This is a genomic window from [Borrelia] finlandensis, from assembly GCF_000181875.2.
Classification (GTDB): Bacteria; Spirochaetota; Spirochaetia; order Borreliales; family Borreliaceae; genus Borreliella; species Borreliella finlandensis.
In genome coordinates, this window is record NZ_ABJZ02000005.1 from 44,683 (window position 1) to 55,914 (window position 11,232).

The 11,232-nt window shown below is 30.2% G+C and carries 13 protein-coding genes; 2 read left to right on the forward strand and 11 right to left on the reverse strand.

The window, feature by feature from the left end; genetic code table 11:
• Positions 1-26 precede the first annotated feature (26 nt).
• Positions 27-698, forward strand: coding sequence for a uracil-DNA glycosylase (ung, locus tag BSV1_RS01440; protein WP_008882700.1), 672 nt, complete (start codon positions 27-29; stop codon positions 696-698).
• A 99-nt stretch (positions 699-797) separates the two neighbouring features.
• On the opposite strand, the gene secG is transcribed toward ung, so the two are convergent.
• The 8 genes from secG to trxA form a co-directional block, all read right to left on the reverse strand.
• A complete protein-coding gene (gene secG / locus BSV1_RS01445) occupies positions 798-1,160 on the reverse strand; it encodes a preprotein translocase subunit SecG (RefSeq protein ID WP_008882507.1) in 363 nt (120 codons plus the stop codon).
• Positions 1,161-1,175: 15 nt separating this feature from the next.
• Positions 1,176-1,937 carry a triose-phosphate isomerase gene (tpiA, locus tag BSV1_RS01450; protein WP_008882746.1) on the reverse strand — a complete coding sequence of 254 codons (762 nt, stop codon included), beginning with the start codon at positions 1,935-1,937 and terminating at the stop codon, positions 1,176-1,178.
• 1 nt (position 1,938) lies between these two features.
• A complete protein-coding gene (locus BSV1_RS01455; RefSeq protein ID WP_008882679.1) occupies positions 1,939-3,120 on the reverse strand; it encodes a phosphoglycerate kinase in 1,182 nt (393 codons plus the stop codon).
• A 19-nt stretch (positions 3,121-3,139) separates the two neighbouring features.
• A complete protein-coding gene (gene gap, locus BSV1_RS01460) occupies positions 3,140-4,147 on the reverse strand; it encodes a type I glyceraldehyde-3-phosphate dehydrogenase (protein WP_002656453.1) in 1,008 nt (335 codons plus the stop codon).
• Positions 4,148-4,219: 72 nt separating this feature from the next.
• Positions 4,220-6,190: a tetratricopeptide repeat protein gene (locus tag BSV1_RS01465; protein ID WP_008882780.1), complete on the reverse strand. Its 1,971-nt coding sequence runs from the start codon at positions 6,188-6,190 to the stop codon at positions 4,220-4,222.
• Positions 6,187-6,966 carry a hemolysin family protein gene (locus tag BSV1_RS01470; protein ID WP_008882479.1) on the reverse strand — a complete coding sequence of 260 codons (780 nt, stop codon included), beginning with the start codon at positions 6,964-6,966 and terminating at the stop codon, positions 6,187-6,189. Before BSV1_RS01470 ends, BSV1_RS01465 begins: the two co-directional genes overlap by 4 nt.
• Positions 6,967-7,434 (reverse strand): rRNA maturation RNase YbeY, encoded by a 468-nt coding sequence (gene ybeY, locus BSV1_RS01475; RefSeq protein ID WP_008882331.1) that lies wholly within the window; start codon positions 7,432-7,434, stop codon positions 6,967-6,969.
• A gap of 83 nt (positions 7,435-7,517) precedes the next feature.
• A complete protein-coding gene (trxA, locus tag BSV1_RS01480; RefSeq protein ID WP_002556664.1) occupies positions 7,518-7,871 on the reverse strand; it encodes a thioredoxin in 354 nt (117 codons plus the stop codon).
• 73 nt (positions 7,872-7,944) lie between these two features.
• Here trxA and BSV1_RS01485 point away from each other — a divergent pair, with 73 nt between their 5' ends.
• Positions 7,945-8,661, forward strand: a complete 717-nt coding sequence (locus BSV1_RS01485) for a 16S rRNA (uracil(1498)-N(3))-methyltransferase (RefSeq protein ID WP_008882419.1) — start codon at positions 7,945-7,947, stop codon at positions 8,659-8,661.
• A gap of 53 nt (positions 8,662-8,714) precedes the next feature.
• Here BSV1_RS01485 and BSV1_RS01490 read toward each other — a convergent pair whose 3' ends face one another.
• The 3 genes from BSV1_RS01490 to def form a co-directional block, all read right to left on the reverse strand.
• Positions 8,715-9,722, reverse strand: a complete 1,008-nt coding sequence (locus tag BSV1_RS01490; RefSeq protein WP_008882819.1) for a PASTA domain-containing protein — start codon at positions 9,720-9,722, stop codon at positions 8,715-8,717.
• Between the two features lie 63 nt (positions 9,723-9,785).
• Positions 9,786-10,724, reverse strand: a complete 939-nt coding sequence (fmt, locus tag BSV1_RS01495; RefSeq protein WP_008882786.1) for a methionyl-tRNA formyltransferase — start codon at positions 10,722-10,724, stop codon at positions 9,786-9,788.
• The gene (gene def, locus BSV1_RS01500; RefSeq protein WP_008882607.1) at positions 10,721-11,218 is read right to left on the reverse strand and encodes a peptide deformylase; all 498 of its coding nucleotides are present in this window, start codon (positions 11,216-11,218) and stop codon (positions 10,721-10,723) included. Before def ends, fmt begins: the two co-directional genes overlap by 4 nt.
• Between the last annotated feature and the right edge of the window lie 14 nt (positions 11,219-11,232).

The following is an 11,232-nucleotide window of genomic DNA, read 5'->3' on the forward strand; positions in this document are numbered from 1 at the left end:
CAAACTATTTCTTATATAATACAAAAATGAAAGTAAAAATTGAAGAATCTTGGAAAGAAGTTTTAAACAATGAATTTAACAAAGAGTACTTTAAAAAGCTTGTGAGATTTATTAAACATGAATATAAAACAAAAAATGGGAAAATATTTCCTCCCCCAAAACTTATATTCAATGCTTTTAATTCTTTGCCATTTAAAGACATAAAAGTGGTAATAATTGGACAAGATCCATACCATGGAAAAAACCAAGCAAATGGACTTGCTTTTTCTGTAGATTCAAAAATTAAAATTCCACCATCTTTGCAGAACATATTTAAAGAAATAGAAAAAAGCTTAAAAATAAAAACCATCCCAAACGGAGATTTAAAAAGATGGGCAATTCAAGGTGTATTTCTAATAAATACAATTTTAACAGTCGAAGAAGGCAAACCTTCTTCTCACAAAGCTATTGGGTGGGAAATTTTTACAGATGAAGTAATAAAAATAATCTCTAAAAATTTGAAAAACATTGTGTTTATGCTTTGGGGCAATTTAGCAAGAAGTAAAAAAGGGCTAATTGACCCAACAAAGCATCTAATCCTTGAAACAAGTCATCCATCTCCATATTCAGCAAACAATGGATTTTTAGGATCAAATCATTTTAGCAGTGCTTTAGATTATTTAAAAAAACACAATAAAAATACAATAGACTTTCAATAAAATTAATAAATTTAATAATGGTTATGATTTAAAATTCCTTTATGTAAAATACTTTGAGTAAATACTACTCATAGTATACACAACAGTAACCAATTTAAATTATTTTTCTTTCAAATTGTTTTCTTTAATTTCATTAATATTAGTATCTGATTCATTATTTTCATCATCCCAGAAAGTTGAACTATTCTTGTTTTCAGTCTTTATGTCATTTAGAAAGCTATCATCTGCTCTTCTAGTGTTTAGAAAAGATAACAAAACTACAAAGATAAAAAAGAGTGCTATAAAAAATCCAGTAATCTTTACAGCAACACTTGAAGACTTTGCCCCAAAAATAGAAGAACTACCACCCCCAAAAACACCACCTATTCCATCACCCTGTTCATCTTGAATTAAAACTAAAAGGATAATAAAAATCGAAACAATAACAAAAATTATAAAAATAAAAAATCTAACTAAATCCAAAACAAACCTCTTTAACTAAAGAACATTATTAATTATAGATAAAAAAGATTCAGCCTTTAAAGATGCTCCACCTATTAGCGCACCATCAATATTAGGCTCATTCATAAGCTCTTTTACATTGTTTGAATTAACAGAACCTCCATACTGAATTATAATATTGTCTGAAGCTGACTTTGAATAAAGCTTCATAATCTCAAGCCTAATTGCCCTATGAACCTCTTCTGCCTCTTCTTTAGTTGCAGTTTTACCCGTTCCAATTGCCCAAACAGGTTCGTAAGCTAAAATTATCCTTTGAATATCTGATTCAGAAACACAATTTAACCCCTTTTTAACCTGATTTAAAACAACCTCTAAAGTTTTTCCAGAATCTCTTTCATCAAGAGTTTCTCCAACACAAAAAATTAAGTATTTGAAAGGATGCTTAAGTCCTGCAAGAATCTTTTTATTTATTATTTCATCTGTTTCTGCTAAATACAACCTACATTCAGAATGACCAAGTATAACATATTCTACTCCAAATTCTAAAAGCATTGAAGGTGAAATTTCACTTGTCCTTGCTCCACTTTCCATATAAGACATATTTTGAGCACCAAGGAGGATGCTACTACCCTTAACACATTCTGAAACCTTAGATAAAGCCGTAAATGGAGGAGTTATCATTATTACAACATCATCTTTCAAGGTCTTAACCTCAGTTGCAATTTTTTTTGCAACAATAGAAGCTTCTGCACTTGTATAATGCATTTTCCAATTTCCCGCTAAAAATGTTTTTCTCATCTTAATTCTCCAAAACCTTAATACCCGGCAAAATTTTCCCTTCAAGATATTCAAGCGATGCACCACCGCCCGTTGAAACATGAGTAATCTTATCAGATAAATTAAATTTATTAACAGCTGCAACAGAATCTCCACCGCCAACAACAGTTAAACCTGAGCAAGATGCTACCATTTCGGCAACCTTAGCAGTCCCTTTTGAAAATGAATCAAATTCAAATACACCAAGAGGACCATTCCAAATTATAGTTTTGGCGGTTTTTACAACCTTTTCAATTTCTTTTAAAGTATTAGCTCCAATATCCATGCCAATCTTGTTTTCAGGAACATTAAAGGAATCAATATGCTCAGGAATTGAATTTTTGTTAAAATCATCAGCTACAATATGATCAAGTGGTAAAATTACTTTAACGCCCAGCTCTTTTGCTTTCTTTAAAAAAGAAGATGCTATACCAATATATTCGTCCTCTAAAAGAGATTTGCCTATAGAATATCCTTCGGAATGCAAAAAAGTATAAGCCATTCCACCGCCAATCACAACTACATTTGACTTTGACAAAAGTGATTCTAGTACCGCAATCTTTGAAGAAACCTTAGAACCACCAATAATTGAAACAAATGGCCTTTCGGGATTTTTTAATATTCCACCAAGAAATTTATCTTCTTTTTCCATTAAAAATCCACCAACAGATGGCAAATAATCAGCAACTCCCACAGTTGAAGCATGAGCTCTATGAGCTGCGCCAAAGGCATCATTTACAAAAACATCTCCATTTTCAGAAAGTTTTTTTGCAAAATTTTTATCGTTTTTCTCTTCTTCTGCATAAAACCTTACATTTTCAAGCAATACAACATCCCCATCCTTCATTTGCAAGGTACTATTTGCAACCTCGCTTCCAATACAATTAGAAAGCATCTTGACATCTTGGCCTAAAAGCTCTGACAATCTATTAGCAACCGGCTTAAGAGAATATTTAGGATTTTTCTTTCCATCTGGTCTACCCAAATGACTTACAAGCACAATCCTAGCTCCTCTTTCTTTTAAATACTCTATTGTAGGCAATGCTGCCTTAATTCTAGTATCATCGCTAATGCTCCCCTCTTTCAGGGGAACATTAAAATCACATCTTACTAAAGCTCGCTTGCCCGCGAAGCTACTAAAGTCTTTCACTGTTTTTATTGACATTTTATTACCTTAAGCTTACTTATTTTACCAATTTTTGAGCAAGATCAACCACTCTTGTAGAATATCCAAACTCATTGTCATACCATGACAATACCTTTGCAAATCCATTTTCAAGAACCATTGTCTCAAGACCATCAACAATAGAAGAATGAGAATTCCCTTTTATATCTGAAGATACAATTGGATCTTCCGTGTACCCCAAAATACCTTTAAGCTCAGGCGTTTCTGATGCCTTCCTGAGCACAGAATTAATCTCTTCTTTTGTAACATCCTTTTTCTTGAGCTGAACTGTAAGGTCAACTATTGAACCTGTTGGCACAGGCACCCTCATTGAAGTACCATTCAACTTACCCTTAAGTTCAGGCAAAACAAGCCCAACAGCTTTTGCAGCACCGGTTGAAGTTGGAATAATAGAAAGTGCAGCAGCTCTTGCTCGTCTAAGATCAGAATGAGGAAGATCCAAAATTCTTTGATCATTAGTATAAGCATGAACTGTTGTCATAAGCCCTTGTTCAATTCCAAATGATTCATGAAGTACTTTTGCAAGAGGAGCCAAGCAATTGGTTGTACATGAAGCATTTGACACGGCCTTTAAATCAGAATTAATATCGTGATCATTTACACCAAGAACTATTGTTTTAATCTCGTCTTTAGCAGGAACTGTTAAAATAACTTTCTTAGCCCCAGCATGATTCACATGATCAAGATATCCCCCTTTATCACTAGTTGCTGATGAAAAAACACCTGTTGACTCAATTACAACATCAATTCCAAGCTTTGCCCAAGGAAGATTTTTTGGGTCTCTCTCAGCAATAATTTTTATTTCTCTTCCATCCACAACAATGGCACCATCTCTTGACTCAACTTTTTTATTATATACCCCAAAAGTCGAATCATACTTTAAAAGATGTGCAAGAGTTTTAGGATCTGTTAAATCATTTATTGCGACAATATCAATTCCTCTTTCAAAAGCAATCTTAAAAACATTTCTACCAATACGCCCAAAGCCATTAATAGCCAATTTCATACAAAATCCTCCAATTTTTTGATTTTATTCTCACTAGAATTATTAAATCACAAATTAACAACAAGTGTCAAACTATCTTTTTATAAGCACAGTGGCTCCTTCTTGAATATAATCCTTTAAAAAGGTAGAAGATTTTATAATGCCTCTGGAGATATAATCACTTATATCCTCAATTAAAATCTCGCCTAAAATATCTGATTTTTTGTAAACAATAAAACCAGAATCTCTGGTATCACCGTTTAAAGCACCTTCTTTAAGAATCAAAAAAACATCGCCTTTTACAACACCGTTTACTTGGCCAAGATTAATAAGAGCATCGTCATTTTTAATTTGAAGAATCTTTCCTTTTTTGGGCAAATAATCATGAAAATCTTTTGAAAGAGAATTTAAAGCATTGCTTAAATAATTAACACCTCCCACATCATAAGAGAAAGAAACAACCTTAATCCCTGTTTTACCTGAAAAAATATTCACTACCAAGGTAGCTGTATTTTTCAAAATATCTGCCTTAAAATCAAAAATTAAAAATAAATCCAAATTATTATTTCTTGAATAAGAAAACCCTTCAGAAAAATTATTAATCAGATAGTCTCTATTTTTATTGTAATCAAAATTATAGTTAACTATTTCCATATTTAAATTACGCTCAAGCACCCTTTCAGCGTATCTCAATATCAAATCATTTGCCCCAAAAAACTTACTCTCACTTTGAGTAAAAATAGCCATTTTATAAACCACTCTGTCATCGTAAAGCTTATTAAAATCAGCAATGCTTTTGTATCCGTATTTATAAAATAAAGACCTTCTAACATCAAAAGACACAACATCGTAAAAATCTAAAATTCTAGAATCAGTAGAATTTCTTTGTTTTGCTAAATAAAAAAGCTGCTCATATGCCATAATATCTAAATTCATAAGCTTGTATATTTTTGAAAGCAAAAACCTAGCACTATCATTATCAGGCCAAATATCAACAGCATTTTTTGCATTAAACAATGCTTTGTTTAAATTTAAAGATTTAAAAGCTTTAAGCCCCTCATTTTCATAATGCTTAGAAATCCTAGCATTGGAATTATTTTTCAAAAAATTTCTAAAATTAGATGCAAAAAAACTCTCCTCAAGAGCAATATTATAAAATTCTAAATCTTTTTTGAGATTTTTAGCTCGCTCTAAATATAAAATAGCCTTTTCAATATCTCTAAATTTTAAGTAAGAATACCCCAATAAATAATAAAGCTCATCAGAATCTTTATTAACTAAAATAGCTTTCTGCAATGCTTCTATTGCATCCTCATATTTAAATTCATGCAAATAAACAAGCGCAAGCAATCGATACGCATCAACAACTCCAAAATCTTTGTAAGAGCTTTCAATTAAAGCCAAATAATTTAAAGCATACTTTTCAGCAAGCCCCAAATTATTAATACTAATATAAAATTCAGCGACTCTTTTATGAAAATCTGGAAAAGATAAAAAATTTACCCTGACTTTATTTATCAAATGTCTAATCTTGTCATGCATTCCTAGCCTTTGATAAATGTCAATAAGATGCTCAAAAGCACTATAATTATTTTGACTATAATCAAGAATAGATAAATAATAATTAGCAGCAGCTATAAATAATCCATTTTTTTCAAAAATTGAAGCAAGTCCAACCAAAGCATCAATATTATTCCTTTGTTTAACTAAAACCTCAGAATAGATTTTTTTTGCTTGATCAATTTTATCGTTTTTTAACAATATATTTGCATAAAGAATTTTATACTCGGTGTCCTTATTAGACATTTTAGAGGCTTTCTCTATAAAAAATTGTGCTTGAGTATATATCTTAAGGGAATAGTAAATTGATGCAATAAATTTATAAGCTTCATAATAATTGGGATTAATTTTTATAGCCTCAACAAGCTCATCAATAGCATCATAATACCTTTTAGATAAATAATACTCATTAGCCCTTTGATAATGTCCTAATGCTGTAGTATCACTTCCTAATAGAACACTAAAATTAAAAAGGAATAACATTAAAAACCAATTAAAATTCATAAACCTTCCTTCTCGGAAATCTTTATCACCTTAATATTTCTTTGATGCATATTTTTAATCGAAAAAACCAAATTGTTATATTCCACCTTTTCATTTTTCAAAGGAATCCTCCCAAAAAGATCATAAACGAAACCGCCAAGAGTATCAAAGTCTCCATTTGGCAAATTTAAATTAAGCTTCTCATTTAAATCCTCTATTAAAATTCTTGCATCACAAAGATAAGATCCATCATCAAGATGAACTATTTCATCAAGCTCATTGTCAAATTCATCTTGAATGTCACCTACTATCTCTTCAAGAATATCTTCAAGGGTTACAAGCCCCGAAACCCCACCATACTCATCAACCACAATTGCAATATGAACATGATTTTCTTGAAATTCTTTTAAAAGAGAGTCTGTTTTTTTGCTTTCGGGGACAAACATAACCTTTCGCATAATATCTTTTAAGTCTATTTCGTAGAAATCTTTTTTACACATATGCAATAGTATGTCTCTTGTATGAATTATCCCAACAATATTGTCAATGGTACCATGATACACAGGAAATCTTGAATGACTGCTAGATGTTACAACTTTTAAAAGCTCGTCCTTGCTCTTAGCATAATCAACAAATATAACTCCTATCCTAGGAATCATAATCTCTTTTACAATAGTCTCTTTAAGCGCATTGAAATTTTTTATCAAAGAAGTTTCAATATTCGACTTATCTTCAAGATCATTTTCTGGGCTTCCTTTTTTCTTCTTTTTGTTTTTAAAATTAAAAAATCCCAACATCTAAAATACCCTTTTATTTTCTTTTAAGATATTTTCTTGAAGAATCAACATACCTTCCTTTTGAAAATCATTGGTTTCATGTTTATATCCCATTAAATGCAAAATCCCATGAATAGTAACACGTTGAAGTTCTTCATAAATTTCAACATTAAACTCTTGAGCACTAAATTTTAAATATTCAAAAGATATTACAAGATCTCCTTGTATTTTACAATTTATGCCATCAACCAAATCTTCGTTAAGCTCATTATGTTCATTATAATTAAAAGAGAGAACATCGGTTGGCTCGTTTTTGTTTCTAAATTTATTGTTCAATTCTTGTATATAAGCATTATCACAAAGAATAACTGAAAGTTCAAAATCGCTAATAGAAAGAGTATTCAAAACAGATACAATAAAATCATAAAAAACACTAAGATGTTCAAATTTAATATTTTCCACCAATAAATTCAAATCAGATTCGGACAAATTAAATATACCCTAAAATAATCCATATATAACTTACAAGTATGATTAATTGCTATAGCAATTAAATTATTTTATTTTGCAAACTAAAAACCAAAAAAATCCTTAATTATGTTTTCAAAAGCATCTTCTTGTAAAAAGCCAACAGAAACCTTTGGCTTGCCATCAACAGGAATAAAAAGAATAGTTGGAAGACTTTGTACTCCAATCGCAGAAGAAATATCTTGTTCCTTGTCTGTATCTACTTTGTAAAAATCAATGCTATTCTCGTACTTTTTAGAAAGTTTTTCAAAAATCGGAGAAAGCATTTTACATGGACCACACCAATTAGCATAAAAATCAATTATTGCGGGCCTATCGCCTCTAAAACTCCACTCTTTATTATTTTTATAATCAAAAACTTTAACAACAAAATCTTCTTCGGTTAAAGAAATAGCCATATATTTTACATGCCCCCCTATCGACTTAAAATTATATCACAAATACAATATTAATAATAAGGAATTATAAGAAATGAATCTAATGTTAATAACTTTTAATGAATTTAAAACAGGAATTTTACTCAATGACACTAGGGCAGAACATCTTGTTAAAATCTTAAAATTAAAAGATAACGACAAATTTAAATTTGGTATTCTTGGAGAAAAGAATATTTACCACTGCATTTACAAAAAAGATAAAAAACTATTTTTCAAGAAAATCTTTAAAATAGGTGAATCTAATAAACTTAAAAAATTATATGTGCTAATTGGAATGATAAGACCAATTGTTGCCAAAAGAATCATAAAAGAACTTGCTAGCATTGGAATATACAAAATATTTTTTTTTAACACTGAGCTTACTGAAAAATCATATTTAAATTCTAAAATCTTTAAAAACAATGATTTCAAAAAACATTTAATAGACGGAGCAATGCAAGGAGAAATAACATACTTACCAAAAATAAAAATTATGAAAAATTTGAAAGACAGCCTTAAATATATTCAACAAGAAAATTTTGAAATAAAAATATTGCTTGAAAAAAATAGTGAAAAAAATTTAATTGATATAGAACAAATAAACAATGCAGCCATTATTGTGGGACCTGAGAGAGGATTTACAGAAAAAGAAAAACAATTAATATCGCAATATAATTTTTCCTCTTACAGTATATCCACAAACACCCTAAGAACAGAAACAGCCACAATTGCTGCATCTATTATTACAGCATCAAAACTAATTAATATGTGATTTTATATTAGAAATTTTTTTATCATTTTAAATCAATATGTTTTTGAGCACAATTAATTTATAACTGTTTGATTAATCAGCTTATCATAAATATAAAGCTCAATCATAGAACCTTTGTTAACCTCATAGGGCAACTTAATCAATCCTCCCCTTGACTTAAAAGAATAAATCAAAGAATTTTTACCATCCACGCCTTTTAACCTAACAGATATATCAACATAAGATGGATGTTGTCTTAATTTATAAGTCAAAATTCCAAAAACAATTTTATTGTCAACCTTGGGCTTTGCAATAGTAATTAAAATTTTATCTGATTCATTTATTTTGGTTCCAGGCGGAATAGACTGAGAAATAATATTTCCAAAATCGCCGATATTTGCCAAATCAATGTCAAAGTTAATGCTATCGCTTAAAAGAGAAGCAATTGCATCTTTATAATAAATTCCAACATAATTTTTAACATGTTTGTCCAAATGATCTTTACCCTTACTAATTAAAAATTGAAGATCCGTTAAACTTGATATTTGACTACCCGGTGATGGATTTTGACTAATTATTATTCCTTTTGGCAATTCGCTCTCAACCTCAAGAGGTTGAAGAATATGGTAAAGTAATTTAGAATTATCAAAAGAATTGGCCTTTAAATTAATAATAACATCGTCAATGTTTTTACCAATAAAACTATCAACTCTGTTTATTATAGCCCCTTTGCTAATGAAAATTATAACCTTATTGCCATGTCTTAAAACAGTACCTGGTTTTGGACCCTGATCTATTACTTTCCCTTTATCAAGAGCACTTGAAGAAAATTTAAATTCAATGTGCGGAATCAACTCTTTTCTCTGCAATTCAAGAACAGCATCCTCAATAGCAAGAGAATAAAGATTTGGAACGACTGTAATCTCATTATTTTCTAAAACCATAAAGAAAATTGCAAAAGAAACAATTAAAGATCCAAAAATAACTAAAAGCAATGCCTTAATTGTGGTTTTGGGCAAAATCAACATTTCATTATTGTAATTTTTGTCACTCTGAGTCAGATCTAATTTATTTTTAAACAATTCCTCTTCATTAGAAAATTTATTTTCTAGATTGTCATTATTATTAAAACTAATATATCCCCCCTATTCTATTGAAGAAAACACTTGCCCTATTAGCTGCCTACTTCCATTATAAAAGGATTTAAAATCCAAAACCCTTCTTCCAGGTCTTTGAACTTCCAAAAGCAAAAGAATCCCTTTCCCGGTATTAACAAATAATCCTTTTTCAGGATTAAAATCAACAATTTCTCCTATTTTTCTATTCTTATATAAATCTACCTCCAAAAAATCGGCACGATGAAAAATAATGTCATTATAATCAAGCCTAGCTCTTACAAGTGGCCAAGGATTGCACGCATTAATTTTATTTTTAATCTCAAATGCACTTAAATTAAAATCTATAAATCCAGATTCTTTTTTTAAAAAAGAACAAAAAGTAGCTTCGCTTGATTTTTGAGGAATTCCCAAAAAACCCTTGCTAATTTTTTCCAAAGCTTCTAGAACAAGGCTTGGACTAAGGCTTGATACAAGTTTTGAAATATCATGACTTGTATCATAAGATCTTATTTTAAATTTTTTTTGCACTAAAATATTACCACTATCCATTTCTAAAGCCATACTCTGAATAGTAACACCACTAACACAATCGCCATTTAAAATTGCAGATTGAATCGGAGAAACGCCTCTATATTTGGGCAAAAGAGAAGGATGAACATTAATACACCCCCTTGGAAAAAGATCTAAAAATTCTTTTTTAAAAATCTTGCCATAAGAAAAAACTAACATTAAATCTGGATTCAAACCCCTAACTAAATTTAATGCATTATCATTAAGAATCAAAAGATCAAGAACTTTAATATTCCTAGCAATAGCCTCTGACTTTATTACATTTTGACTTAACTTTTGTCCTCTACCCTTAGGTTTATCAGGCAAAGTCAAAACTCCCACTACTTCATAATGCTTTACAATCTCCTTGAAAACTTCTAAAGCAATAGAAGAAGAGCTTACAAAAAATATTTTCATTTTGCCTTAAGCCCTCTTTCTCTCATATAAGGCTTTAATAATTTATTTTTTAACTTTTCTTCGTAATAATCAATAAAAAGAACTCCATTTAAATGGTCCATTTCGTGCTGAATAATTCTTGCCAAAAAATCAGAGTTTTCTATAGTAAAAGATTTTCCATTCTCATCATGAAAGTTTATTACAACAGCCTTAGGCCTCATTAAATCATAATAAACTCCTGGGATACTTAAACACCCCTCTTTGTAAGAACTAAGCTCATAAGAGGTCTCTATGATTGAAGGATTGATAAAAACCAAAGGCCTTGCCATTTTATTCTCTCTAACTACAAAAAGCGCCAAATCAAGGCCTACTTGAGGAGCAGCAAGCCCAACCCCACCGCTAATATCCATCAATTCTATCATCTTTTTAGCATAATCTCTAATCTTATCGTCAATATTCTCGACTTGCTTTGTCTTAACACGAAGCAAATCATTAGGATAAAATACCATTTCCATAAAACATCATCCCC